Below are 25,069 nucleotides of genomic sequence, written 5' to 3' on the forward strand. Positions count from 1 at the left end.
GAGTCGGGCGAGGGCCCGGGCGGCGGACAGCCTGCTCCAGCGGTCGTCCAAACGATCGCGCAGCTGCGGTTCCAGGTGCACGACCGCTGCCCGGGACGCGTGCGCGAGGTCGGCGATGAGGTCCGCAGTATGGTGCGCGGGCGTGTCTCCGGCGACGAGCACGCCTTCCACCGTTGGCAGCACGCCTTCCGGCTCCGGCCACGGCCGCTACCACCCGCGCCGCCAGGACTTGTTGGTCCCGCTGAGGATGTAGCCGCTCGGCCGTACCGGTCGGATATGCGGTCGCTACGGGCAGCAACGGCGTCAGAGCGTCACCGAGCTCGTTGATGACCTACATCGACGTCCAAGGCACCCGCGCGTTCCCCGCCAGGCTGGCGCGCAGGGCGTCGGGCACCACGTCCCTGTCCCCGGTCAGCCGTCGGACGGCCAGGGCCGCTCGCAGGTCGCCCGCCTCCAACGCTCGGGTTCGCCACTGCGGGACGGCCGCGTGATCGTCATGACCCAGCATGAGCAGCGCCTCAGCGCCTCAGCGGCCTGCGGACCTGCGTACGGCATCGCGGCCAGCAGGTCCGGCACGAGGTCGGCGGCGTCCGGACCCCAGTGCCCCACCATCCCCGCCAGCACCTCGACGGATGCCGGATGGACGGCTGCCGCACACACCGGCTCGATCCAGCGCGGGTCACCGAGCCGCTGCAACGCGCTGCCGTACGCGTGCGACAACCCAGACAATCGCATCAAGACCATCAAGCACGCAGGCAGCCTACGGGCCCGTCCACACAGCAGTGCGGGTCCAGCCCACCGCATCCGCAGACGGCACGACAAGCCGTCCAGCATGGCACCAACACGTCACGGTACGGCCGGAGACAGGACCTTCCCGGTCACACCAGCCTGCGCAGGGCCGGCTTGTCGACCTTGCCGCCCGCGCCCATCGGCAGGACGGGCAGGTGGACCAGCCGCTCCGGCCAATTGACCTTGGACACCCCGCCGTCGGCCAGGTGTTTCCGCAGGTCATCGAGGGTCAGTTCGACGCCGTCCCGGGTCGCCACGAAGGCGCAGACCCGCTCGCCCAGCACCTCGTCCGGCATCCCGACCACGGCAACCTGGGTCACCCGGGGATGTCCGCCGACCGCCTCCTCCACCACCAGCGCGCTGACGTTGTGCCCGCCCCGGATGATGAAGTCGGCCGTCCGACCGGTCACCGACAGGAACCCGTCCTCGTCCAACTGTCCGAGGTCACCGGTCAACAGCCAGCCGTCCGGCCGGAAGAGGATCCGATTCGCCGCCTCGTCCCGGAAGTATCCGGCGGTGCAGCCCGGCCCGTTGGTGGCGATCTGTCCGGGGCCGCTCTCCACCGGTACGCCCTCCGGGGTGAAGAGCCTCACCCGGGTGCCCGGGACCGGGCGGCCCGCCGTACTCAACCGTTTCTGCTGACCATCGTCGACCCGGGTCAACGAGATCGGGCCGGCCTCGTTCGACCCGTAGAACTGCAACACGGCGCAACCGGTGCGCTCCTCGAACTCCATCGCCCGCCGATACGGCACCCGCTCACCCCCGGTGAACAGCACCCGCAGTGAACTGAGGTCGTACTCGGCAAACTCGGGGGAGTTCAGCATCATGATGAACTGGCTGGTCACCGCCGCCAGCACGGTCACCCGGTGCCGCTCGACCAGACGCAGGGTCTCGGCCGGGTCGAACTCGGCGGCCAGCACGGTGGGATAGCGGTACTGGGCTGGCACCACATGGGCGCTCCACAGCCCGAAGGCGTACGGCGCGGGCAGCGCGCTCAGCACGACCTCGTCCGGGCCGAAGGCGCCCGCGTCGGCGGCCAGCGGCCCGAAGACCTTGCGTACGTTCATGGTCTGCCGCACGCACTTGGGCAGACCGGTGGTGCCCGAGGTGGAGTTGAGGAAGAACAACTCGTCCGGGCCGAGACCGCGTCCCTCAATGGCGACAGCAGCCTCCGTCAGGCCGGGCACCGGCAGGGCGACACCGTCACCTGCCAGCAACAACTCCGAACCGACCAGGTCCAGCACCAGGTGCCGGGGAGCACCTACCGCCCGTGCAATCTGCTCCCCCGGCCGGCCCCGGTGCGTCGACCGGGTCACCAGGGCACCGGCGCCGGTGTGCCGCAGCAGGTGGGTGATCTCGGCATCCCCGGCCCGGGGGCTGAGCCCGACCGTGACCAGTCCGGCCTTCTGGGCGGCCAGGTACGCGACATGGGTGAGCGCGCCGCCGGTGAGCAGGACCGCCAGCAGGTCACCCGGCTGCCAGCCGGCGAGGGCGTAGGCCCCGGCCAGTCGGGTGGCCAGGTCGTCGTACTCCCGCCAGGTCAGCGTGGCGTCGCCGGCGTGGAAGGCGACCGCCTCCGGCGCGGCGGCGGCATTGCGGGCGACCAGGTCGGCGATGGTGTCGATGTCCCAGACACCATCGGCGTAGTAACGATCCCTCGTCGCCTGCGGAAACTCAGACACCTGCTCCACCATCCAATCTCAGCACCGCGCCGGTGGCGAACCTTGCCTCCGCCGAGCCGAGGTAGGCGATCGCCGCAGCGATCTCCTCGGGTTGGGACACCGGCGGGTCGACCAACGCCCGTCCGTGGGCCAGCAGCCGGGGGTCGGCGTCCGGTACCGGCGTCAACTCCCGGGTCAGCGGGGTGTCGATCGACCCGGGGCAGACGCAGGCGACCCGTACGCCGACCGGGGCGTACTCCACCGCCAGCGCACGGGTCAGCGCGACCACACCGCCCTTGGCCGCCGAGTAGGCCGCGCTGTAGCGGTAGCCGCGTACGCCGGCCAGCGACGAGACGGTGACCAGCGCGCCCTTCGTCTTTGTCAGGTGCGGCAACGTCTCCCGGGCAACCAGGAAGGTGCCGGTGAGGTTGACCGCCAGCAGTCGTTCCCACTCGTCGAGTGCCACGTCGGTGGTGTGGCCGAAGGAAGCCACCCCGGCGGCGGTCACCACCAGGTCCAGTCGGCCACCCCACTGGACGGCCCGGGTGACGGCCGCGCGTACGGCGCGTTCGTCACGAACGTCGGCCGGTACGGCGAGACCGGCCGGGCCGAGACCGGCGTCGTCCTCGGTCACGTCCAGGCAGGCCACCCGGGCACCCTCGTCCGCCAACCGCCGAGCCGTCGCCCGGCCCAGCCCGGAGGCGGCCCCGGTGACCAACGCGACCCTACCCGGGTAGCGGCCGGTCGTCACGACCGCACTGGTCATGACGTCCGCGCCGGGCCGACAGTCGGGTCGCCAGGAGTGGCGGCGGCCCGGGTGGCGGCATCGCGCATGGATCGGGCATCGTGACCGGCCAGTGAGTCGGCGCCGACCTCGGCGTTGTGGGCGTGCGCCAGGTGGTGCAGCCCGAAGACGGAGTCCATGCCCGCCTGCAGTCCCATCAGGTCCTCGGCCTGGTTGACCGCCTTCTTCGTCAGCGCCAGCCCGAGCCGGGGCATCGCCGCGATCCGTCGTGCGATGTCCCGCGTCGAATCGATCAGTTCGTCGCGGGGCACCACCCGGTTGACCATGCCGAGTTCCAGGGCACGGCCGGCTGGTACCCGCTCACCGAGGAAGAGGAACTCCTTGGCGAAGCGTGGCCCCATCACCCACGGGTGGGCGAAGTACTCCACGCCCGGTATGCCCATCCGGACCACCGGGTCGGCGAAGAACGCGTCGTCGGCGGCCACGATCAGGTCGCAGCACCAGGCCAGCATCAGCCCTCCGGCGACACACGCGCCCTGCACCATGGCGATGGTGGGCTTGGGAATCTCCCGCCACCGTCGACACATCCCCAGGTAGACCTCGGACTCACGGGCGAACCGGCTCTCCGCACCGGCCTTGCCGACGTGGTCCCACCAGAGGCCGGCGCGGCGTGGGAACGACCTGTCGATGTCCCGTCCCGGCGTGCCGATGTCGTGACCGGCCGAGAAGTGGTCCCCCGCCCCGGCCAGCACGATGACCTTGACGTCGTCGTCGGCGACCGCCCGGTAGAAGGCGTCATCGAGGGCGTAGGTCATCGCCGAGTTCTGCGCGTTGCGGTATCTCGGCCGGTTCATGGTCACGGTCGCGATACCATCGGCCACCTCGTAGCGGATCACCTCGTCGGCCGGTCCGCCCGCTGCCTCGTCGCTCACGCCGCCACCTCCTCGTTCAGGTCGAGCGCGCCGGCCAGCCGGTCCAGGTGCGCGTCCACGTCGCAGTTGGCCGCCAACGCCCAGGTGCGCTTGGCGTAGAGGTGCAGGTCGTACTCGACGGTGTAGCCGATGGCGCCGTGGCACTGGATCGCCGCCCGCGCCACCTCCTGCGCCGCCTCGGCCGCCAGGACCGCCGCCATCGAGACGTCCGTGGCGCGGTTCGGCCGCCGTTGGGCCACGGCCCAACCCGCAGCCTGTACGACGGGAGCAGCGAACTCGGTGCGCAGCAGCGCGTTGGCGAGGTGGTGCTTGACCGCCTGGAAACTGCCGACCGGTACACCGAACTGGCGGCGTGTTCCGACGTACTCCACGGTCAGGTCGAGCATCCGGCGGCCGAGTCCCACCAGTTGTGCCGCCGTGGCCAGGTCGACGTGGAGGCGGGCCGTCGACACCAGCTCCGGATCGTCGGTGACCGGGTCCCCGGCGGTGTCGGGCAGCCGGGTCAGCGCCCGCGATCCGTCCACGGTGGCCAGGGTCGGACCGGGTTCCGGTGTGACGAGCCGGGCCTGGGTGTCGGTGAGGACCAGCACCAGGTCGGACCGGTCGCCGTACGGGACCAGACCGTCGGCACCGGCCACAGCGACCCGGGTGGCCCCGGACAGGACGTCCGGCAGGCGTGGGTCACCGACAGCGGCCAGCAACGGGGTCACCACCATGGCGGTCTCGGCGGCCGGCAGCGGCACCGCCGCGTAGCCGAACTCCTCCAGCAGCGGTACCAGGTCGGTCTCGTCCAGGCCCAGCCCGCCGGCCTCCTCGGGCACGGCCGTGCCGAAGACGTCCATCTGCGCCAGTGCGGTCCAGAGTTCGTCGACTGCGGCCTTCTCGCCGTCGGGCCAGGCTGCCCGTACCACGGCGGGCGGGCACTGGGCAGCCAGCATCTCCCGGACCGCGTCCCGCAACGCGATCTGGTCCTCGCTGAGGGCGAAGTGCATGTCACCTCCCTTTGTGCGTCAGGCTCGGGGCAGGCCGAGCACCCGCTCGGCGACGATGTTGCGTTGGATCTCGTTGGTGCCGGCGTAGATCGGCCCGGAGAGGGAGAAGAGGAAGCCTCGACTCCACGGTCCGTCGAGTTCGGCGGCCGGTCCGAGCAGGTCCTGGGCGGTGGCGTGCAGGTCGATGTCGAGTTCCGACCAGAACAGCTTGTTCAGGCTGGACCGGGCGCCCGGCTGCCGGCCGTCCAGCAACTCACTGACCTGGCGCAGGGTGAACAGCTGGTACGCCTGCGCGTTCAGCCAGGATCGGACCACCCGGTCCCGCAGGCGGGGCGGGAGTCGGCGGGACCGGGCCAGTTCGACGAGCCGGTCGGCGGCGGAGAGGAACCGCCCGGGTGAGCGCAGGGTCAGGCCCCGCTCTGAGCCGGTGGTAGCCATCGCCACCCGCCAGCCCTCGTCGACCCCGCCGAGGACGGCGCTGTCCGGCACGAAGGCGTCGTTGAAGAAGACCTCCGCGAAGCCCTCGTCGCCGTCGAGCCGTCCGAACCCGCGCACGGTCACTCCCGGGGTGTCCAGCGGAACCAGGAAGTAGGTGAGTCCCCGGTGCCGCTGTGCCGTCGGATCGGTACGGAACAGTCCGAACAGGTGGGTGCAGAACGCGCCCCGGGTGGTCCAGGTCTTCTGGCCGGTGAGCCGCCAGCCGCCGGCTGCCTCGTCCCGTACCGCCCGGCTGCTGATGCCGGCCAGGTCGCTGCCGGCTTCCGGTTCGGACCAGCCCTGACACCACAGGTCCTCGGCGGCGGCGATCCGGGGCAGCAGCAGATCCTGTTGCTGCGGGGAGCCGAACTCGAACAGGGTGGGCGCCAGCAGGAAGATGCCGTTCTGGGTGACCCGCTGCGGGGCACCGGCCGCGTAGTACTCCTCCTCGAAGATCAACCATTCCCACAGCGAGGCGTCACGGCCGCCGTACCGGGCCGGCCAGGAGACCGCCGCCCACCGTGCGGCGTACAACTGCTTCTCCCATTCGACGTGCCGGGCGAAACCCTCCCGGGTGTCGCCGGACGGCAGCGGCTCGGCGGGTACGTTGGCCCGCAGCCAGTCCCGGGCCTCGGCCCGGAACGCCGCCTCCGCCGGAGTGTCGGTCAGGTCCATCAGGGCCGCCCGAACTCGTCACGGACCCGGTCCGCCACACCGGACAGGTTGAGTTCGAAGGTGAAGCCCTGCTCGTAGCGGTAGCTGCGCTTGACGTCCCACGGGTCGATGCCGTTGAGCGAGGCCTTGGCGGCCCGGATCACGGTCGGGTCCTTGGCCGCGATCTCCCGGGCCACGGCCAGCGCCGCGTCGCGCAGTTCCGCCCGGGGCACCACGGTGAGGACCGAGCCGTAGGCGTGCAGTTCGGCGGCGGTCGCGGTGGCGGAGGTGTACATCATCGCCCGCATGCGGTGCTGCGGCACCAGCCGGGACAGGTGGGTGGCCGCACCGAGTGCGCCCCGGTCGACCTCGGGCAGACCGAAGGTCGCGTCGTCGCTGGCGACGATGATGTCCGAGTTGCCGACCAGGCCGATACCGCCACCGAGGCAGAAGCCGTGCACCGCGGAGATAACCGGTACGGGGCAGTCGTAGACGGCGGCGAACGCGGCGGCGCACCCCCGGTTGACCTCGACCAGCGCACCGAAGTCCGTGGCCGCCTGTAGCTCCTTGATGTCCACCCCGGCGTTGAAGCCCCGGCCCTCGGCCCGTAGCACCACCACGCGTACGGCGGCGTTCGCCCCGAGTGCGTTGAGCGCGTCGGCGAGGCCGTACCAGCCGGCCACCGGCAGGGCGTTGACCGGCGGGTTGTCCATGACGACCTCGGCGATGCCGTCGCCGTCCACCGTCGTGTTGATCATGTTTGCTCCTCGGAGAACGGTGACCGCCCGGCCACAAACGTCGCCCAGCCCTGTACGGCCACCGCGCCGGTCTGGGTGCTACAGGTCAACTCCAGGTCACAACGGGTTTCACCGTCCTGCTCGTACTCCCGCACCACCTGGCCGGTGCAGGTGAGGGTGTCGCCGGGAAACACCTGTGCGGCGAAGCGCACCCGGAACCGTCGTACCGCGTCGGCGCCGAGCCAGTCGGTGGCCCAGGTCGCCAGCAGCCCGGCGGAGAGCATGCCCAGGGCCAGTGGTGCCGGCAACCCGGCGGCGCGGGCGAACGGCTCGTCGTGGTGGATCGCGTAGAAGTCGCCGGAGGCACCCTGGTAGCGGACCAGGTCGGTACGGGTCAACGGCCCGTAGACCAGCGGCTCGGGAACGGTGACCGTACTCATGCCGACTCCCCCAGTCCCGCGGTCTCCACCCCGGTCAGCCGCGCCTCGGCGACCAGCCGGCCGGAGGCGTCACGGAACTCGGTCACCATCACGGCGAAGGTGAGCGTCCCCCGCCGCCCCTGCTTGTCGTAGATGTCCTCGATCCGGGACCGGCAGGTGAGCTTCTCCCCGGCACGGGGCGGCGGTCCGTGGAAGACGAACTCCTGCTCGGCGTGCAGGCCCCGGCTCGGGTCCATCCGCACCTCCCGCCAGGGGTCGGCCTCCTCGGACTGCCAGAAGACCATCGTGGTGAGGAAGGTGGCCGGGACGACCGGTGCCGGGTCCACCAGGTAGGCCGGGTTTTCCGAGCCGGTGGCCACCGCGAACTCGCGGATCTTTCCGCGCTCGATCTCCATGCCGAACTCGGCGCCGGCGCGGCCCTTCGCCGCGACATCGACCATCGGGCTCTTCCCTTCTGACGAGTGCTGGTTGCTGACCCGCGCACGGGTGTTGGCTGCTGCTGGCCCCCACTCGGGGGTGCCGGCTGCTGCCGACCTGCTCAGGGGTGCTGGCTGCTGACCGAGATGACCTCGCCGACCAGGTACGAGGCGTAGTCGCTGGCCAGAAACACGATCACGTTGGCGACCTCCCAGGGTTCGGCCGCCCGGCCGAACGCCTCCCTACTGGTCAACTCAGCGAGTAGGTCGTCGGTGGTGACCTTGGACAGGTGCGGGTGCATCGCCAGGGACGGGGCGACCGCATTGACCCGTACGCCGGCCTTGGCGGCCTCCAGGGCGGAGGCGCGGGTCAGCGCCATCACCCCGGCCTTGGCCGCCGCGTAGTGCGCCTGCCCCTCCTGCGCCCGCCAGCCGATGACCGAGGAGTTGTTGACGATCGCGCCGGTCCCCCGGGGCATCATGTGCCGTAGCGCGGCCCGGGTGCAGCGGAACGTCCCGGTCAGCGTGACGTCCAGGACGCTGTGCCACTGTTCGTCGGTCATCTCCACCACCGGTGCCGTACCGCCCAGGCCGGCGTTGTTGACCAGGACGTCGAGCTGCCCGTACGCCCCGATCACCGTGTCGAACATCCGCTGCACCTGCGCCTCGTCGGTGACGTCGCAGACCACCGACACCGGCTCGCTGCCCATCACCTCGGCCAGCCGGGCGGCCGACTCGGCGAGTCGGCGCTCGTGCCGGTCGCTGATCGCCACCCGGGCCCCCTCCTGGGCACACCGTTCGGCGGTCGCGTAACCGATCCCGGTGCCGGCGGCGGCGGTCACCAGCACGGTGCGGCCGGCGAGTAGTTGATGACTGGTCGGTGCGGACACGACAGACTCCTTCACCGTCACGTCCCGGCTGATCCGGACGGACATCTCAGAGAAGCTACCAAGCGCTTGCTTGGGATGTCTAGGGTTCGGCTCGTTGTCGGCGGTACTCGGCCAACGGCACGGCCACACTGGCGTCAGTGGACAACCGGGGTCGGTCGGCCTCGACCGCCGGCAGCGGCGTCACCGGGCGCAGGGTGGCCAGCGACCGCTCGGCCAACCGCTGATACGTCCGGGTGCCGTTGGCCTTCCAGGCCAGTTCGTCGGCGGTCAGCTGTCGCCGTACCTCGGCCGGAGCGCCGGTGACCAGCGTCTGCGGCGGCACCACGAATCCCGCCCGGACGAAACTGTGCGCTCCGACGAAGGCCCGCTGGCCCACCACGGCACCGTCCATCACCACGGCACTCATTCCGACGAGTGCGCCCTCGCCGATACGGCAGCCGTGCAGCACCGCGCCGTGCCCGACGTGGCCGTCCCGTTCGAGGACGGCCTCCGTACCCGGGAAGGTGTGGAACGAACAGTGGTCCTGGAGGTTCGAGCCGGCCGCCATGACGATCCGGCCGAAGTCACCGCGCAGGCTGGCGAACGGGCCGACGTAACAGCCCGGTCCGACGTGTACGTCGCCGATCAGGACCGCCGTCGGGTGGACGTAGGCGGTCGGGTCGACCACCGGAACGACACCGTCGATCTCATACGCCGGCATCGACGTCACCACCGAACGAGGCCAGCACGCTCCGGGCCTGTCCCATGATCCGGTCGATCAGTTCGGCGCAACCGGGCAGGTCGTCGATCAGTCCGCTGACCTGACCGGTGGACATCACCCCGAGTTCCGGTCGCCCGTCGACCATCGCGGCCTTGAGGAGCATCGGGGTGTTCGCCGCCAGCACCACCTGACTGAGCGCCAGGCCATGCGAGCGGCGCATGGCCAGTCCCTCCCGGACCATGTCGCGCCACGGCGTACCGGTCAGCTTCTGGAAGGCCACCGCACTGCGCAGTGCCCGCGCCAGCCGCCGGGTCCGCCCCGCCCCGGCCAACCCGTCCACGAACGGGGTACGCAGCAGGCGCTGCGGCACCCCGTCCAGCGCGTCGGTGACGACCGTGTCGGTGACCGAGGCCCCCAGATAGAGCTGCTTCACCGCGTCCGGGACGTCACTGTCGCTGGTCAACAGGAACCGGGTGCCCATCGCGATGCCGGCGGCGCCGTAGGCCAGCGCCGCCACCAGGCCACGTCCGTCGAAGAACCCACCGGCGGCGATGACCGGGATGTCCACCGCGTCGACCACCTGGGGCAGTAGCAGGGTGGTCGGCACCGGGCCGGTGTGACCGCCGCCCTCACCACCCTGTACGACCACCGCGTCCGCCCCCCAGCCGGCGACCTTCTCAGCGTGCCGGCGAGCACCCACCGAGGGCACAACGACCACGCCGGCGTCCTTGAGCCGGGCGATCAGCTCGGGTTTGGGCGCCAGCGCGAACGAGGCGACCTTCACCCGTTCGCGGATGAGCAGCGCGACCCGGTCCAGGACGTCGGGGGCGTCGGCCCGAAGGTTGACCCCGAACGGCGCGTCGGTGAGTTCCCGGGTCTCCCGGATCGCCGTCTCCAGCTCGGGGTAGCTCATCGTGGCACTGGCCAGGATCCCCAGCCCACCGGCGTTGGCGGTGGCCGCCGTCAGCCGTGGTCCGGAGACCCAGCCCATGCCGGTCTGCACGATCGGATAACGCACCCCGAAGAGGTCACAGATCCGGGTGTGCAGGGCCGTCGTCAACGGACCTCCTTCGAACGGGCGTCCCGGGGGTCGATGACCTCACGGATCAGACGCAGTTCCTCGGCGGTCGGCTGCCTGGTCTGCGGCACCTCGTCGGGCACCACCAGCTCGAACCCGGTGGCGGCCTGGACCTCGGCCACGGTGACCCCGGGGTGCACCGAGACCAGTCGCATCCGGTGGTCCGGGGTGGCGAAGTCGAAGACGCCCAGGTTACTGACCACCCGGCGCAGCTCGTGGAAGCGGCTCACCACGTCCCCGGCGGCGGCGGCCCGGTCGTAGCCGACCCCGCTGACCATGTCGACGGCCGCGGTGAAGACGCGCGGACTGTGCCGGGACACCCAGTAGCTGGTCGGGTGGTGCACGGTGTTGCCCGGCGCCCCCCGCACCCCGAGGAGTTGCACCTTGGGCCGGTCGAAGTCACCGATCGCGGAGATGTTCATGTTGCCGTAGCGGTCGATCTGGCTCGGCCCCATCATCACGTGCCGCCGGCCACCGTAGATCAGGTCGAAGATGTTCCGGAACGGGATCCAGCCCTCGATCACCGGCGGCGGCTGGCCGATCGCCCAGGTGCCCCGGGTCAGGTACGCCTCGCCGTCGGACAGGAGCAGGTCGGGCTCGAACGTGGCACGGGCCAGTCGGGCACCGATCATCGGGATGAGCCCGATCGGGCTGGCCAGGATCTCCCCGTCCCCGCGCCACGCCTCGGCGCAGGCGACCACGCACACCTCCGCCCGGGTCGCGCCCGCCACCACCGTACCCGCGTTGTCCATGTCGCTCACTTGTCCGCTCCTTCACCGCTGGAGGTCGTCGTGGCCCCGATCGACCGCACTGCCTGCCGACCCCGTACCGCTGCCTGGTAGCCGGCCTCGTCGGTGTCCAGGTACCGCGTCCGGAACTCGGCCCAGGTCTCCGGGTCGGCGGCGGCGCTGACGTACTCCCGCTGGAACTCCTCGTCCCGGTCGTAGTCGGGGACGCAGGAGGTGAAATGTGCCCCGTTGGGCGCCTCGACCACGCCCCGCACCATCCAGCGCTGGATCCGCAGGGTGTGTACGGAGGCGGTGGCGGTCAGCTCCTCGGTGGGCACGATCCGCTCGCAGGAGACGTAGGCCCGGTCCGCAGCCATGCAGAAGAGGTCGTCGAAGTACGGGTCGGGGCCGAGGAACTGGGCGTTGCCGTGCATGTCGGCCCGGTTGAGGTGCACCAGCGCGGCATCCAGCCGCAGTGCCGGTACGGCCAGCAGTTCCTCGTCGCCGTACGGGGACGTCACCGTCCTGAGGTCGGGGTTGACCCGCAGCACGTCGGAGCCGAGTCCGGCCCGGGTGGGCAGGAACGGCAGCCGGCAGGCGGCCGCGTACAGGCCCCATTGGAGCATGCCCTCGTCGTACTCACTGACCTCGACGGCACCCGCCTGCCGGGCGGCCCGGAAGTGCGGTTCCAACGGAATCGAGTCGAGTGAGACGAAGCCGTAGATCAGTCGACGGACCTTGCCCGCCGCCAGCAGCAGTCCGACGTCCGGACCTCCATAACCGACGATGGTCAGATCGGTGAGGTCGGAACGAAGAATCGCCCGCACCAGTGACATCGGCTTACGCCTCGATCCCCAACCCCCGATACCGATGGTCATCCCGGAGCTCAGCTCCGCCACGACCTCGTCTTCGGTCATTCGCTTGTTCGCCATCGCCGCCTTCTTGCCATTGAAAGTGCCCGGCTGCTCACCGGCGGAAGGGTCGTCAGATCGACCAGCATCCGTGCATCTCGTTTCCGGTGATTCGGTAGGCGCCAACATACCAAGCGCTTGGTTGGTTACGCTATACTCCATGGCGAGCGGTACACCACAACGGCGGCGTCGGTACACTCCGAGTGCCGTTGAGCCGGGGCACCCTCGTAGTCCCCAACGAGCAATACCTCCATTCCGTCGAACTGTCTGCGAGAAAACATGGCGCGAGAGTCTGTAGACCGGCGCGAGGCCATCCTCGGCAGCGCTGCGGCCCTGTTCGCCCAGAAGGGTGTGGCCGCGACCACGGTCCGCCAGATCGCCGATGAGGTCGGCATCCTCTCCGGCAGCCTCTACCACCATTTCGATTCGAAGGAGGCCATGGTCGACGAGATCATCTCGTCGTACCTGGAGGACCTCCGGACCCGTTACGACAATGTGCTGAAGCGGGAGAGCGATCCCCGCGACCAGTTGCACGACCTGGTCGCGGCGTCACTGGAGGTGGTCGAGGCGCATCCGCACGCCACCGAGATCTACCAGAACGACGTCAACTACCTGCTTCAACTCGAACGCTTCAGCTATCTGAAGACCGCCGGCAAGCAGGTGCAGAACACCTGGCTACAGGTGATCGAGGCCGGAATCGCCAAAGGCACCTTCCGCTCCGACCTCGACCCGAAGATTCTCTACCGGCTCATCCGGGACGCCGTCTGGCTGTCCGTACGCTGGTTCAAGCCCAGCAGGGACTACCCGATCGCCCGCCTGGCCGAGGACTGCACCTCTCTGTTCCTGGACGGTCTCACCGCTACCCGGACCTGAGCGACCCCGATCCGGCGTAGGCCGCACAGCGGCCCACGCCGGTTGCCCGGACACTCAGGCGTTCGTCGGGTGGACACCCAACGGCTGCTGGCGGTGCGCGAGATCGGACTCGAAGGCCGAGGCCACCGCCGCCACCGTCCACGCCGGAATCCGTACGGCCGGAGCCGCCACCCCCGGATGCGTCATCAACGACAACTCGTCACCGTCGATCCGGACCACCTGTCCCGAAATGCCCGCCGCCGTATCGGACAGCAGGTAGACCACGGCAGGGGCGTTGGTCGACGGGTCCTTCCCCACGTTCTGTCCGGCTGCCCGGTCACCGAGATAGCGCTCGAAGGCGTCCGCCATCCGGGTGTGCGCATTCGGCGACACGGCGTTGACCCGTACGGCGGTGCCGGCCAGGTCCGCGGCCCAGCAGTAGGTGAGTGACGCGACGCCGCCCTTGCTGGCCCCGTACGCGGCCATCGCCGCCGAGCCCGCATGGGAGCCCGAGGTGACGTTCACTATCGAACCGCCGCCGGCCTGGTCCCGCATGGCCCGGATGGCGTGCAGACCGCAGTACGCGGTGCCGAGGAGGTTCACCTCGACCACCTTCCGGAACTCGTCCGGGTCCTGCTGGTACGGGCTGGCCAGCCGGAAGACCGCAGCGTTGTTGACCAGGCCGTCGATCCGGCCGAACGCGCTCCGGCAGGCCTCGACGACCCGCCCCGCCCCCGCCCAGGTGCCGATGTCGGAGTCGTCGCAGACGGCCCCGATCGACGCCGCCACCTCGGCGGCGGCGTCGATGTCGACGTCGTTGACCACGACCGAGGCCCCCTCGGCGGCGGCGAGCCGGGCGTAGGCGGCACCGAGCCCACGCCCGGCTCCGGTCACCACGACCGCCTTACCGGCCAGGCTTCCGGCGCTCCGACCGGCCCGGCCACCGACGCCGGTACCGGGCGGGATGGCCGGACCCGGCAGCCCGGCACCGGCCGTCGGGTCCGGGCGCATCAGGAGAGCCTCTCGATCACCAGCGCCATTCCCTGGCCGCCGGCGGTACACATCGTCTCCAGGCCGAACTGCTTGTCCCGGAAGCGCAGCGAGTTGATCAGAGTGGTGGTGATCCGCGCGCCGGTCATCCCGAACGGGTGCCCGACCGCGATAGCTCCACCGTGGACGTTCACCCGGTCCGGATCGATGCCGAGTTGCCGGTAGGACGGGATCACCTGTGCCGCGAACGCCTCGTTGATCTCGACCAGGTCGATGTCGGCAACGGACATCCCGGCGTTCGCCAGCGCCCGCCGGCTGGCCTCCACCGGACCGAGCCCCATGATCTCCGGGCTGAGCGCCGACACGCCCGTTGCCACGATCCGGGCCAGCGGCGTCAGGCCGAGTTCCCGGGCCCGGACGTCGCTCATCACCACCAGTGCGGCAGCTCCGTCGTTGAGCGGACAGCAGTTGGCCGCGGTCACCGTCCCGTCCGGACGGAACACCGGCTGCAGGTTGCGCACCTTCTCCAGGGTCACCCCGGAACGGGGCCCGTCGTCCCGGCGCAACACCGTACCGTCGGGGAGCGTGACCGGCGTGATGTCGATGTCCCAGAACCCGTCCGCCTGCGCCTTCTCGGCCAGGTTCTGGCTCCGTACGCCGAACTCGTCCTGTTCCTCGCGGGTGATGCCGAACCGCTGGGCGACGTTCTCCGCGGTCTGCCCCATGGCGATGTACGCGTCGGGTTCCTCGCCGTCCTCACGCGGGTCGTGCCACACCTCGGCCCCGGCGCCGCTCCGGCGGGCGGTGCGCTCCTCGGCGGCGGCGTAACGGGGGTGGTGGGTGCCTGGTGCGCCGTCGGACTTTCCCCGGTCGTACCGGGAGACGACCTCGACCCCGGCGGAGACGAAGGCGTGTCCCTCACCCGCCCTGATGGCGTGGAAGGCCATCCGGGTGGTCTGCAGGGAGGACGCGCAGTAGCGCTGGACCACCGTGCCGGGCACATCGTCGAGGCCGAGTTGCAACGCGACCATCCGACCGATGTTGTAGCCCTGTTCACCGGCGGGCTGAGCACAGCCGAGCAGTACGTCGTCGAGGTCGTGCGGATCGAGCGCGGGCACCTGCGAGAGTGCGGCGCGCACCATGGTGGCGGCGAGATCGTCGGCCCGTATCCCGGTCAACGAGCCCTTGTAGGCCCGACCGATCGGTGAGCGGGCCGCTGCCACGATCACGGCTTCTGGCATTGCCTGTCCCCTTTATTGAGTGACCATCCAGCCGCCGTCGACCGGCAGCAGCACGCCGTTGAGGTAGCCGGCGAGCGGGGAGAGCAGAAAGAGAACCGCACCGGCGATGTCGTCGGGCACTCCGGCGCGGCGCATCGGATTACGGGCGATCAGGGAGCGACCCAGTTCGGTGTCGGCGAAACCGGCCATCCGGGGGGTCTCGATGAAGCCGGGTGCGATGGCGTTCGCCCGGACGGCCGGCGCGACACGGGTGGCCAGGTGCCGGGTGTAACCGGCGATCGCGGCCTTGCCCGCGCAGTACCAGGCCGAGTCGGTGCCGACGAAGTTGCCGGCGACCGAGGCGATGTTGACCACGGCGGCACCCGACGGTGGTCGGGTGGCCAGCCACGCGTCGGTGACCGAACGCACGCTGCCCACGGTGAGCGCCAGCGCGTGGTCGAAGTCGAGGTTGCCGCTGCTGGCCGGTCCGGCGTTGTTGACGAGGTACCGGGCCGGTCCGCTGGCGACCAGTGCCGCCGATACCGCCGCCGGATCGCTGACGTCGGCGGTCGCCGCGACGGCGACGCCGCCCTCGGCCGTGATCTCCTCGACGGTCGCGGCCACCGCGTCCGCCGACAGGTCCCACGCCGCCACCCGCAGCCCGGCCCGGGCCGCCATTCGCGCGGTTGCCCGGCCGATGCCACTGCCAGCGCCGGTGACCACCACGGTGTCGCTGACTGCAAAGCCCAACTCCATACCAGTAACCTAACAGGCGCTTGGTTAGTTTTGCAATGGTGATCGGCCCCGGCGGTGACTCCCACCGATCCGGCCGGCGGCGCACGACCAGGTCAGGCGGCGGTTCACGGCGGCGGCACACCGGCTCACATCTGCGTACGGAGGCGCGACTTGAACACCTTGCCGCTGGCGTTGCGGGGCAGTTCCTCGACGACGACGACCGACCGCGGCACCTTGTAGTTGGCCAGGTTCGCCCGACAGAAGGCGACGATCTCCGCCGGTTCGACGTGGGTCCCCGGACGGGGCACCACGAACGCCCGCCCCACCTCGCCGAGCCGCTCGTCCGGCACCCCGACGACCGCCGCCTCGGCCAGCGCCGGGTGTCGCAGCAGCGCCTGCTCTATCTCGGCGGGATAGGCGTTGAAGCCGCCCACGATGAACATGTCCTTGAGCCGGTCGGTGATCCGCAGGTAACCCCGTTGGTCGAGCACCCCGATGTCACCGGTGTGCAGCCAGCCGTCCCCGTCGATCGCCGCCCGGGTGGCGGCCTCGTCCTCGAAGTAGCCACGGGTCACGTTGTAGCCCCGGATCAGCACCTCACCCGGCTCACCGGGCGGCAACGGCACACCGTCGAGGCCCACCACCCGTACCTCCACCTCGGGCACGGGGGCGCCACAGGTGGTGGCGACGGTGACCGGAGTGTCGTCCGGCTGGCACATCGTGGCGGTACCGCCCGACTCGGTCAGCCCGTACGCGGTCACCACCGTCGGCATGGCCAACTCGGTACGGAGCCGCTCGATCAGGACCACCGGGACCGTGGTCGCACCGGTGACCGCGACCCGGAGGCTGGACAGGTCCCGACCACCCCGCTCCGGATGGTCCAGGATCGAGGTGTACAGCGTCGGCGGGCCGGGCAGGACGGTGATCCGTTCCCGCTCGATAAGGTCCATCGTGGCCGGCACGTCGAGCACGGACTGCGGCACGATGGTCGTACCCCGCAGGAGACAGGCAAGGACACCGGCCTTGTAGCCGAACGTGTGGAAGAACGGGTTGACCAGCAGGCACCGGTCCCCTGGGCGCAGGGTGGCCCGCTGTGACCAGGAGACGTACAACGCGATGGTCTGCCCGTGGGCCAGCATCACCCCCTTGGGGTGCCCGGTCGTGCCGGAGGTGAAGAAGATGTCACAGAGATCGTCCGGCGCGACGTCCGCCGCCCGCCGCCGGGCCTGTTCCACCGGGACCGTGACCCCGGCGGCCAGCAGTCCGTCCCAGCCCAGCACGACCCGATGCGCAGATTCCGGCGGCTCACCCGCCGTGACCACCACCGTCGACAGATGCGGTAGCTCCTGGTCGTCGAGCATCGCGACGTAGTGGTTGCCGAGGAAGCCGTCCTCGGTGACCAGCAGCCGGGCCCTGGTCCGCCCCAGGATGTACGCGGCTTCGGCACCCTTGAACCGCGTGTTGATCGGCACCAGTACGGCACCGGCGCTGACCGTACCGAGCGCGGCCACCACCCAGCGCCAACCGTTCGGAGCCCAGATCGCCACCCGGTCCCCCGGCGCCACACCATGACCGATCAGCGCTCGGGCGAACCGCTCGACCTCATCGGCGAGCTGCGGAAAACTGAGCCGCACCGCGCCGTCGACCACCGCGTCACGGTCGGGATAGGCGTACGCGCAGCGGCGTACGAGGTCGGGAATCGTCCTGGCAGTTGTCGGGTCCGTCACGTCCGTCAGCACGTTGGCAGGTTACCAACCGAGCGCTTGGTTGGTAAGGTCCGAGACGTGACTGACACAGAGGCATACCTGGTCGACGCCGTCCGGACGCCGGTCGCCAGACGCAACGGCGGGCTCGCCGGGATCCACCCGGCCGATCTCGGCGCACACGTGCTGCGGTCCCTCGTCGACCGGACCGGCATCGACCCGGCCACCGTCGACGACGTCATCTTCGGCTGCGTGGACGCGATCGGCCCGCAGGCCGGCAACATCGCCCGTACCGCCTGGCTGGCCGCCGGGCTGCCCGAGGAGGTTCCCGGGGTCACCGTCGACCGCCAGTGCGGCTCCTCCCAGCAGGCCGTGCACTTCGCCGCGCAGGCCGTCCTCTCCGGCACCGCCGACCTGGTGGTGGCCGGCGGTGTGCAGAACATGTCCAGGGTCCCGATCTCCTCGGCGATGACCGCTGGCGTACCGCTCGGTTTCACCGACCCCTTCTCCGGCTCGACCGGATGGCAGGAGCGCTACGGCGACCAGGAGATCTCCCAGTTCCGGGCCGCCGAACTGATCGCCGACAGGTGGGACATCAGCCGGCGGGAGATGGAGGAGTTCGCACTGGAGAGCCACCGGCGCGCGACGACCGCCATCGACTCGGGTCGGTTCGTCCGGGAGATCGTCCCGCTGGCCGGGGTGGAGGCCGACACGGGCCCACGCCGCGACACGTCACTGGAGAAGATGGCCGCCCTGGCGCCGCTGACCGAGGGCGGTCGGGTCACCGCCGCGCTGGCCAGCCAGATCTCCGACGCCGCCGCCGCACTGCTGGTCGCCTCGCCCCGCGCGGTCGCCGAGTACGGGCTACGCCCCCGCGCGCGGATCCACCACCTCAGCGTCCGCGCCGCCGACCCGGTCTACATGCTCACCGGGCCGATCCCGGCCACCGAGTACGCCCTGAGCCGTGCCGGGCTGCGGGTCGCCGACATCGACCTGGTGGAGATCAACGAGGCGTTCGCCTCGGTCGTGCTGGCCTGGCAGCGGGAGACCGGCTTCGACCTGGACCGGGTGAACGTCAACGGCGGGGCGATCGGGCTCGGTCATCCGCTGGGGGCGACCGGCGTGCGGTTGATGACCACGTTGCTGCACGAACTGGAGCGCACCGGCGGACGGTTCGGGCTACAGACCATGTGCGAGGGCGGAGGGACAGCCAATGTCACCATCATCGAACGGCTCTGAGCCGACCCGGTCGGCGACACCACTGACCGGTCAGGTGGCGGTGGTGACCGGTGGCACCCGGGGCATCGGCCGGGCGATCGCCCGCCGGCTACGTTCCGCCGGCGCGTCCGTACTGGTCTGCGGACGGTCCGAACCCGCCGACCTACCCGACGGAATCGAGTTCGTCGCCGCCGACGTACGCGACCCGCAGCAGGCGACCCAACTGATCGAGAAGGCGGTACGCCGGTTCGGTCGACTGGACATCGTGGTGAACAACGCGGGCGGCTCCCCCGCCGTACCGGCCGCGACCGCCTCCCCCAACCTGGTGACCTCGGTGGTCCGGCTCAACCTGATGGCTCCGTTCTTCGTCGCGCAGGCGGCGAACGCGGTCATGCAGCAGCAGGAGGGGGGCGGTCACATCCTCAACATCGGTAGCGTCGCCGCGATCCGTCCGGCCCCGGGCACCGCCGTCTACGCCGCGGCGAAGGCCGGGCTGGCCGTACTCACCCAGGCCCTGGCCGTCGAGTGGGCACCTGCCGTACGCGTCAACTGTGTCACCGCCGGCATGGTCCGTACCGAGGAGACCGGCGACCACTACGGTGACGAGGAGGCCCTGGCTGCGGTTGCCGCCACCGTCCCGCTCGGTCGGATGGCGACTCCGGACGACATCGCCGACACCTGCCTGCTGCTGACCTCACCACTGGCCGGCTACGTCACCGGCGCGAACCTGGTGGTCGACGGTGGCGGCCAGCGGCCCGCGTACGCCGACACCGCCCGCCCGACACCCCGCGACTGAGCGCCCCGACAGCGGCGCGCTCCGGATTTCGCATTGGCCCCGTGGGCCACCGGTGGCCCGGGCGATAATCGAGGCTCGCCCGGGCCGCCGGCCCGATCCGGATCTGTGTGGGAGATGTCCGTATGGCTCAGGACCTGCGAGCGCGTTCGGCCGCCGAGGTCTTCGACGACCATCTCCGCTTGTCGGGCGAGAACCGGTTCGAGGAGGACATCGAACGCAACGTCTCCCCGGACTGTGTGGTCCTGGAACGCCGCGGGGTGTTCCGGGGGCGCGATGGCGTACGTGAGTTGGCCCGGTTCCTCGCCGAGGAGATCCCGGACGCGCGGTACACCTACACGTGCCGGCTGGCCGAGGGACGCGTCGCGTTCCTGGAGTGGACCGCCGAGGCCGCGCACACCCGGGTACGGGACGGAGCGGACTCGTACGTCATCGAAGACGGCTGGATCATGGCCCAGACGATCCACTACACGGTCGAGTCGACGGGCGCGACCCCCTGACCCATGGCTGCCGAGAGACCGGCCCGGTCGGCGATCAACCGGCGCAGGGCCACCTCGTCACCGAGCAGCAACCGGTTGGCGGTGGCCCGCTTGAGGTAGAGGTGCGCGTCGTGTTCCCAGGTGAAACCGATTCCGCCGTGCAGCTGGATGCTCTCCGCGGTCACCGTACCGGCGGCCCTGGTCGCGACCAGCTTGGCCAGCGGAGCGGCCACGGCGAACTCCGCCGTACCGGCCACGCGCAGCGCGTACCAGGCGCTGGAGGTGGCCGCCTCCACCGCCACCGCCAGGTCGGCGATCCGGTGCCGTAGCGCCTGGAAGTGCGCCAGTGGAACGCCGAACTGTTCACGTGTCCGGAGGTAGTCGATGGTCGACTCCAGGCTGGCCCGGGCCACCCCGATCGACTCGACCGCCACCGCCGCCCACATCAGATCCAGGGCATGCTCGGCACCCCGCCGGCTGACCAGGGTGGCGGGCGTCGCGGTGAACTCGAGCCGCACCTGCCGTCGGGTCGGGTCGAGGGTGCTGTGCTCCGTACGCCGGGTGTCGGCGGTCCGCACCGCGTACAGGCCCGGTTCGCCGTCACACAGCGCCGCGACGACGGCCACGTCGGCAACCTGCCCGTCCAGGACATGCTCCTTGACCCCGTCCAGCAGATAGCCGGCACCGGATCGCCGGGCCGTGCAGGTCCAGTCCTTCGACGACCAGCCCACGCCCGGCTCAGCCAGCGCCAGGGTGGCGACGGTGCCACCGTCGGCGATCCCGGCCAGCAGATCAGTGGCCAGGTCCCCGTCGAGCGCAGCCGCCGCCGTGACCGTGGCGAGGTACGGGGCCGGCAGCAGCACCCGCCCCGCCTCCTCCAGGACGAGTCCCATCTCCACCTCGGAGGCGCCGAACCCGCCGTACTGCTCGGGAATGGCCAGCGCGGTGACCCCGAGTTCGCTGGTCAGCCGCTGCCACAGGGCGGAATCGAAGCCCGCAGCCGCGCGTACCCGCTCCGAGGTGGCCTGTCGGCTCAGGAACGTCCGGACCGTGTCGCGTAGTTCCGCCTGCTCGGCGGTGAAACCGAAGTCCACCCGTACCCCCTAGCCGCGCGGTACCCGGCCAAGCAGCCGGTCCGCGATGATGTTCCGCTGGATCTCGTTGGAGCCGCCGTAGATGGTGTCGGCCCGGGTGAAGAGGAACAGGCGTTGGGCGTCGGAGAGACCGTCGTCGGCCAGCGTCGCCGCCGGACCGGTCACCAACATGGCCAGTTCGCCCAACTGCTGGTGCCAGGGTGCCCAGAGCAGCTTGGCAACCGACGCCTCCATTCCCGGCAGGTCCCCCTCCGGGGTGCCCAGGGTCCGGAGCGCGTGGTGGCGAAGGACCTGCAGGCCGACCCAGGCGTCCGTGATCCGGTCCCGCCAGACCGGATCGTCGGACACGCCGTTGGCCCGGGCCACCCCGATCACGTCGTCCAGTTCCCGGGCGAAGCCGAGTTGCTGGCCGAGCGTGGCCACGCCCCGTTCGAAGGCCAGCGTGCCGGTGGCCACCCGCCACCCGTCACCCGGCTGTCCCACGATGTTCTCCGCCGCGGTGACCGCGTCGTCGAAGAACACCTCGTTGAACTCGGAACTACCGGTGAGCTGGGTGATCGGGCGTACCTGCACGCCGGGCTGGTCCATCGGCACCAACAGGTAGGACAGTCCCCGGTGCTTGGGCGCCTGCGGGTCGGTACGGGCCAGTACGAAGCACCAGTCGGCGATGTGCGCCAGGGAGGTCCACACCTTCTGACCGGTGATCCGCCAGACGTCGCCGTCCCGGACCGCGCGGGTCTGTACCGCGGCCAGGTCGGAGCCGGCGTTCGGCTCGGAGTAGCCCTGGCACCAGAACTCGGTGGCGGCGGCGATCGGCGGCAGGAAGCGGCGGCGCTGCTCCTCGGTGCCGAACGCGATCAGGGTCGGGGCCAGCAGATATTCCCCGATGTGGCTGAGCCGTCCCGGGCCGCCGGCCCGGGCGTACTCCTCGAAGAAAATCACCTGTTGGGCGATGCTGGCCCCACCGCCACCGCTGGCCCGGGGCCAGCCCAGCCCGATCCAGCCGGCCCCGCCCAGCTCACGTTCCCACTCCGTACGCAATGGGATGTTCTCGTGCTCGCGGCCGGGACCACCGGTGCCGGCCAGGGCGGCGAACCTGCCGGTCAGATGGGCCGCCAGCCAGTCACGGACGGTGGCCCGGAAGTCGTCGTCGGACAGTTCGGTGACAGCGGGCATCTCAGGCTCCGTAGACCGGTGCCGGGGTGGGTGCGCGGCCGATCAGGTCCCGGACCACCGGCCCGAGTTCCTCGGGACGCCAGCGTCGGCCGGCGTCGATCGGCTCGCCGTGCTGCCAGCCGTCGGCGACGCTGACCGCACCACCGGCCACCTCGAAGACCCGGCCGGTGACGTCACCGGCGTCGGCGCTGGCCAGCCAGACCACCAGCGGGGAGACGTTCTCGGCGGCCATCTGGTCGAATCCGTCCTCGGGGGCCCGCATCGCGTCGGCAAAGACGGCGGCGGTCATCGCGGTACGCGCCGACGGCGCGATCGCGTTGACGGTGATGCCGTAACGGGCCAGTTCCACCGCCGCGACCTGGGTGAGTGCCGCCACGCCGGCCTTGGCCGCAGCGTAGTTGCTCTGCCCGACGCTGCCCATCAGCCCGGCCCCGGAGCTGGTGTTGACCACCCGGGCGGCGACCGGCTGTCCGGCCTTGGCCTGGTCCCGCCAGTAGGCGGCGGCGTGCCGCAGCGGCGCGAAGTGCCCCTTCAGGTCGACCCGGACCACGTCGTCCCACTCCGCTTCGGAGAGGTTGACCAGCATCCGGTCCCGGACCAGCCCGGCGTTGTTGACCAGGGCGTCGAGCCGGCCGAATGCCTCGACCGCGGCGCCCACCAACTGTTCGGCGTAGCCCCAGTCCGCGACGTCGCCGACGCTGGCGATCGCGGTGCCGCCGGCCCGCTGGATCTCGGCGACCACGTCGGCCGCACCACTGCCGACGTCGTTGACCACCACCCGGGCACCGGCCGACGCGAAGGCCAGCGCGTGCGCCCGACCGAGTCCCTGCCCGGCTCCGGTCACCACGACCACCCGGCCTGATTCGCTCATGCCAATCCTCACTCTCCTAGGACCTCCCGCCGATAGCGGGTCACGGTCGCCTCGACCTTGGCCGGTCGTGCCGGATCCGCCCGGATCACCACCCGCGCCACGCCCAACTCCGCCAACTCCTCCGCTTCCGCCCGGGAGGCCGGCGCGCGGGCGGTGATCTCCACCGCCGCCGGGTCCCGGCCGAGCGCCAGGCACTCGTCGCGTAGCCGGCCCAGCAGCTTCCGCAGTCCGGCCACGTCCACGCCGAGCGGATAGAAGCCGTCCCCGAACCGGGCCGCCCGCCGGACCGCCGCCGGGCTGTGCCCGCCGATCATGATCGGAACACCGGTGGTACGGGTGGGCCGTGGTCGGCTGTGCACGTCGGCGAAACGTACGGTCTGCCCGGTGTAGCTGGCCGGCGCCCGGGTCCAGAGGACGCGCAGCGCTTCGAGGTACTCGTCGGCCCGGCGGCCCCGGCCCGCGAAGGGCACCCCGACCGCGTCGTACTCCTCCGCCAGCCACCCGACCCCGATCCCGGCGATCAGCCGGCCGCCACTGAGTACGTCGAGCGTGGCCAGTCGCTTCGCCAGGTGTACCGGGTTGTGCTCGGGCAGGATGAGCATCGCGGTGCCGAGCATGAGTCGGTCGGTGTGCGCCGCCGCGAAGGTCAGCCAGTGCAGCGGGTCGGGGATGTCGTCCCGGGGCAGCAGGTTCATCCGGCCACTGGGGTCGTACGGATAGGCGGACGCATAGCTGTCCGGCACCACGACATGTTCGACGGCCCACACCGATTCGCAGCCCAGGTCCTCAAGTTGTCGTACGAACCGCGCCGCGACGTGCGGATCGGCGCCGCTGGTTCCGGCGAGCACTGGCATCACGCCCAACTTGACACCCATGACGGATACCCTACCAAACGCTTGCTTGGTAAGCTAGCCGGCATGATCGACGACTTCTCCGGCCGCCCCGGTGCTGCCCTGGTCGCGGGCGCGACCGGCGGCATCGGCACCGCGATCGCCCGGATGCTGGCTGCCCGGGGCAGCGCCCTGGCCCTGACCTACCGGCGCAATGCGGACGCGGCCGACTCACTGGCCACCGAACTCGGACGCGCCGCAACCTGGCAACTCGACCTGACCGACGACGAGGCCAGCACCGCGGTACTCACCGAGGCCGCCGAACGGTTCGACGGCCTGCACACCGTGATCTACGCGGCCGGGCCACACGTGCCGATGGTCCACCTCAGCCGGATCACCCCGGCGGCCTTCCGCACCCAACTCGAACAGGACGCGATCGGTTTCTTCCACCTGATGCGCGCCGCGCTGCCCCTGCTGCGTCAGAGTCGCGGCAGCCTGATCGCGGTCACCACGGCCGCCACCCGGCGGTACCCGGTCCGCGACGGTCTCTCCGCCGGGCCGAAGGGTGCCGTCGAAGCGCTGGTCCGAGGCGTCGCCGCCGAAGAGGGCCGGTACGGCGTACGCGCCAACTGCGTCGGACCCGGCATGTTGACCGATGGCATGGCAGCCCGGTTGATCGCCTCCGGCGACCTCGACGAGCGTGCACTGGACGTCGCCCGGGCCAACATTCCGCTACGCACCTTCGGCACCGCCGACGACGTGGCCGAGGCGGTCTGTTTCCTGGCCAGTGACCGCGCCCGTTTCATCACCGGTCAGCAACTCGACGTCGACGGTGGTTACACCGTCTGACCGACTTCCCACCCGCAACGGAGTGAGGCCGACCGGGCCGGCCAACGCTGATCGGGATCCCCAGCGTGGGGATCCCGATCAGTCGCATGCACACGACCAGCCCATCAAC

Annotated in this window: 26 protein-coding genes and 1 pseudogene; 5 read left to right on the top strand and 22 right to left on the bottom strand. The window is 70.8% G+C overall.

Going from position 1 to position 25,069, the window contains the following annotated elements:
• Window positions 1–411 precede the first annotated feature (411 nt).
• From ACFQ4H_RS00745 to ACFQ4H_RS00810, 14 genes and pseudogenes are all read right to left on the bottom strand, one after another.
• Window positions 412–735 carry a hypothetical protein gene (locus tag ACFQ4H_RS00745; RefSeq protein ID WP_377565648.1) on the bottom strand — a complete coding sequence of 108 codons (324 nt, stop codon included), beginning with the start codon at window positions 733–735 and terminating at the stop codon, window positions 412–414.
• A 143-nt stretch (window positions 736–878) separates the two neighbouring features.
• Window positions 879–2,471: a class I adenylate-forming enzyme family protein gene (locus ACFQ4H_RS00750; protein WP_377565650.1), complete on the bottom strand. Its 1,593-nt coding sequence runs from the start codon at window positions 2,469–2,471 to the stop codon at window positions 879–881.
• The gene (locus tag ACFQ4H_RS00755) at window positions 2,464–3,216 is read right to left on the bottom strand and encodes an SDR family NAD(P)-dependent oxidoreductase (RefSeq protein ID WP_377565652.1); all 753 of its coding nucleotides are present in this window, start codon (window positions 3,214–3,216) and stop codon (window positions 2,464–2,466) included. The genes ACFQ4H_RS00750 and ACFQ4H_RS00755 overlap by 8 nt, the downstream gene beginning before the upstream one ends.
• Window positions 3,213–4,127, bottom strand: coding sequence for an enoyl-CoA hydratase (locus ACFQ4H_RS00760; RefSeq protein WP_377565654.1), 915 nt, complete (start codon window positions 4,125–4,127; stop codon window positions 3,213–3,215). Before ACFQ4H_RS00760 ends, ACFQ4H_RS00755 begins: the two co-directional genes overlap by 4 nt.
• Window positions 4,124–5,119, bottom strand: coding sequence for an acyl-CoA dehydrogenase family protein (locus ACFQ4H_RS00765; protein WP_377565656.1), 996 nt, complete (start codon window positions 5,117–5,119; stop codon window positions 4,124–4,126). Before ACFQ4H_RS00765 ends, ACFQ4H_RS00760 begins: the two co-directional genes overlap by 4 nt.
• 18 nt (window positions 5,120–5,137) lie before the next feature.
• The gene (locus ACFQ4H_RS00770) at window positions 5,138–6,271 is read right to left on the bottom strand and encodes an acyl-CoA dehydrogenase family protein (protein WP_377565659.1); all 1,134 of its coding nucleotides are present in this window, start codon (window positions 6,269–6,271) and stop codon (window positions 5,138–5,140) included.
• On the bottom strand, window positions 6,271–7,008 hold the full coding sequence (locus ACFQ4H_RS00775; RefSeq protein ID WP_377565662.1) for an enoyl-CoA hydratase family protein: 738 nt from the start codon (window positions 7,006–7,008) through the stop codon (window positions 6,271–6,273). The genes ACFQ4H_RS00770 and ACFQ4H_RS00775 overlap by 1 nt, the downstream gene beginning before the upstream one ends.
• Window positions 7,005–7,427, bottom strand: coding sequence for a MaoC/PaaZ C-terminal domain-containing protein (locus tag ACFQ4H_RS00780; protein WP_377565664.1), 423 nt, complete (start codon window positions 7,425–7,427; stop codon window positions 7,005–7,007). The genes ACFQ4H_RS00775 and ACFQ4H_RS00780 overlap by 4 nt, the downstream gene beginning before the upstream one ends.
• Window positions 7,424–7,867, bottom strand: a complete 444-nt coding sequence (locus ACFQ4H_RS00785; RefSeq protein WP_377565666.1) for an FAS1-like dehydratase domain-containing protein — start codon at window positions 7,865–7,867, stop codon at window positions 7,424–7,426. The genes ACFQ4H_RS00780 and ACFQ4H_RS00785 overlap by 4 nt, the downstream gene beginning before the upstream one ends.
• A 98-nt stretch (window positions 7,868–7,965) precedes the next feature.
• Complete coding sequence (locus ACFQ4H_RS00790; RefSeq protein ID WP_377565669.1) at window positions 7,966–8,778, bottom strand: SDR family oxidoreductase; 813 nt, start codon at window positions 8,776–8,778, stop codon at window positions 7,966–7,968.
• Between the two features lie 34 nt (window positions 8,779–8,812).
• Window positions 8,813–9,433: a gamma carbonic anhydrase family protein gene (locus tag ACFQ4H_RS00795; RefSeq protein WP_377565671.1), complete on the bottom strand. Its 621-nt coding sequence runs from the start codon at window positions 9,431–9,433 to the stop codon at window positions 8,813–8,815.
• A complete protein-coding gene (locus ACFQ4H_RS00800; protein ID WP_377565674.1) occupies window positions 9,420–10,493 on the bottom strand; it encodes an NAD(P)H-dependent flavin oxidoreductase in 1,074 nt (357 codons plus the stop codon). Before ACFQ4H_RS00800 ends, ACFQ4H_RS00795 begins: the two co-directional genes overlap by 14 nt.
• Window positions 10,490–11,242: a CoA-transferase subunit beta gene (locus tag ACFQ4H_RS00805; protein ID WP_377566219.1), complete on the bottom strand. Its 753-nt coding sequence runs from the start codon at window positions 11,240–11,242 to the stop codon at window positions 10,490–10,492. Before ACFQ4H_RS00805 ends, ACFQ4H_RS00800 begins: the two co-directional genes overlap by 4 nt.
• Window positions 11,243–11,337: 95 nt before the next feature.
• A pseudogene (locus ACFQ4H_RS00810) lies at window positions 11,338–12,171 on the bottom strand (CoA transferase subunit A); the annotation flags it as partial.
• Window positions 12,172–12,429: 258 nt separating this feature from the next.
• On the opposite strand from ACFQ4H_RS00810, the gene ACFQ4H_RS00815 reads away from it, so the two are divergent.
• Window positions 12,430–13,023: a TetR/AcrR family transcriptional regulator gene (locus ACFQ4H_RS00815; protein WP_377565676.1), complete on the top strand. Its 594-nt coding sequence runs from the start codon at window positions 12,430–12,432 to the stop codon at window positions 13,021–13,023.
• Window positions 13,024–13,077: 54 nt separating this feature from the next.
• Here ACFQ4H_RS00815 and ACFQ4H_RS00820 read toward each other — a convergent pair whose 3' ends face one another.
• The 4 genes from ACFQ4H_RS00820 to ACFQ4H_RS00835 form a co-directional block, all read right to left on the bottom strand.
• Window positions 13,078–14,013: an SDR family NAD(P)-dependent oxidoreductase gene (locus ACFQ4H_RS00820; protein WP_377565678.1), complete on the bottom strand. Its 936-nt coding sequence runs from the start codon at window positions 14,011–14,013 to the stop codon at window positions 13,078–13,080.
• On the bottom strand, window positions 14,013–15,233 hold the full coding sequence (locus tag ACFQ4H_RS00825) for an acetyl-CoA C-acetyltransferase (protein WP_377565680.1): 1,221 nt from the start codon (window positions 15,231–15,233) through the stop codon (window positions 14,013–14,015). The genes ACFQ4H_RS00820 and ACFQ4H_RS00825 overlap by 1 nt, the downstream gene beginning before the upstream one ends.
• A gap of 12 nt (window positions 15,234–15,245) precedes the next feature.
• Window positions 15,246–15,968, bottom strand: coding sequence for an SDR family NAD(P)-dependent oxidoreductase (locus ACFQ4H_RS00830; protein ID WP_377565683.1), 723 nt, complete (start codon window positions 15,966–15,968; stop codon window positions 15,246–15,248).
• Window positions 15,969–16,093: 125 nt separating this feature from the next.
• Window positions 16,094–17,686, bottom strand: coding sequence for a FadD3 family acyl-CoA ligase (locus tag ACFQ4H_RS00835; protein WP_377565685.1), 1,593 nt, complete (start codon window positions 17,684–17,686; stop codon window positions 16,094–16,096).
• 45 nt (window positions 17,687–17,731) lie between these two features.
• Between ACFQ4H_RS00835 and ACFQ4H_RS00840 the strand changes: the two genes are divergently transcribed.
• The 3 genes from ACFQ4H_RS00840 to ACFQ4H_RS00850 all read left to right on the top strand — a co-directional run bounded on the left by ACFQ4H_RS00840 (window position 17,732) and on the right by ACFQ4H_RS00850 (window position 20,161).
• Entirely contained in the window at window positions 17,732–18,889 is a 1,158-nt protein-coding gene (locus ACFQ4H_RS00840) for an acetyl-CoA C-acetyltransferase (RefSeq protein WP_377565687.1), read from the top strand.
• Complete coding sequence (locus ACFQ4H_RS00845; RefSeq protein WP_377565689.1) at window positions 18,864–19,664, top strand: SDR family oxidoreductase; 801 nt, start codon at window positions 18,864–18,866, stop codon at window positions 19,662–19,664. Before ACFQ4H_RS00840 ends, ACFQ4H_RS00845 begins: the two co-directional genes overlap by 26 nt.
• A gap of 122 nt (window positions 19,665–19,786) precedes the next feature.
• Window positions 19,787–20,161, top strand: coding sequence for a nuclear transport factor 2 family protein (locus ACFQ4H_RS00850; RefSeq protein WP_377565691.1), 375 nt, complete (start codon window positions 19,787–19,789; stop codon window positions 20,159–20,161).
• Here ACFQ4H_RS00850 and ACFQ4H_RS00855 read toward each other — a convergent pair.
• From ACFQ4H_RS00855 to ACFQ4H_RS00870, 4 genes are read right to left on the bottom strand one after another with little or no spacing between them, the layout of a single operon-like run.
• Window positions 20,128–21,234, bottom strand: coding sequence for an acyl-CoA dehydrogenase family protein (locus tag ACFQ4H_RS00855; RefSeq protein ID WP_377565693.1), 1,107 nt, complete (start codon window positions 21,232–21,234; stop codon window positions 20,128–20,130). The genes ACFQ4H_RS00850 and ACFQ4H_RS00855 overlap by 34 nt on opposite strands.
• A 9-nt stretch (window positions 21,235–21,243) precedes the next feature.
• Window positions 21,244–22,392: an acyl-CoA dehydrogenase family protein gene (locus tag ACFQ4H_RS00860; RefSeq protein ID WP_377566221.1), complete on the bottom strand. Its 1,149-nt coding sequence runs from the start codon at window positions 22,390–22,392 to the stop codon at window positions 21,244–21,246.
• Between the two features lie 19 nt (window positions 22,393–22,411).
• Window positions 22,412–23,281: an SDR family oxidoreductase gene (locus tag ACFQ4H_RS00865; protein WP_377565695.1), complete on the bottom strand. Its 870-nt coding sequence runs from the start codon at window positions 23,279–23,281 to the stop codon at window positions 22,412–22,414.
• A gap of 8 nt (window positions 23,282–23,289) precedes the next feature.
• Window positions 23,290–24,156 (bottom strand): LLM class F420-dependent oxidoreductase, encoded by an 867-nt coding sequence (locus tag ACFQ4H_RS00870; protein ID WP_377565697.1) that lies wholly within the window; start codon window positions 24,154–24,156, stop codon window positions 23,290–23,292.
• 42 nt (window positions 24,157–24,198) lie between these two features.
• On the opposite strand from ACFQ4H_RS00870, the gene ACFQ4H_RS00875 reads away from it, so the two are divergent.
• Window positions 24,199–24,960, top strand: coding sequence for an SDR family NAD(P)-dependent oxidoreductase (locus ACFQ4H_RS00875; protein WP_377565700.1), 762 nt, complete (start codon window positions 24,199–24,201; stop codon window positions 24,958–24,960).
• The last annotated feature ends 109 nt before the right edge of the window (window positions 24,961–25,069 follow it).

This window comes from Micromonospora sonneratiae (assembly GCF_042679305.1).
GTDB classification, from domain to species: Bacteria; Actinomycetota; Actinomycetes; order Mycobacteriales; family Micromonosporaceae; genus Micromonospora_H; species Micromonospora_H sonneratiae.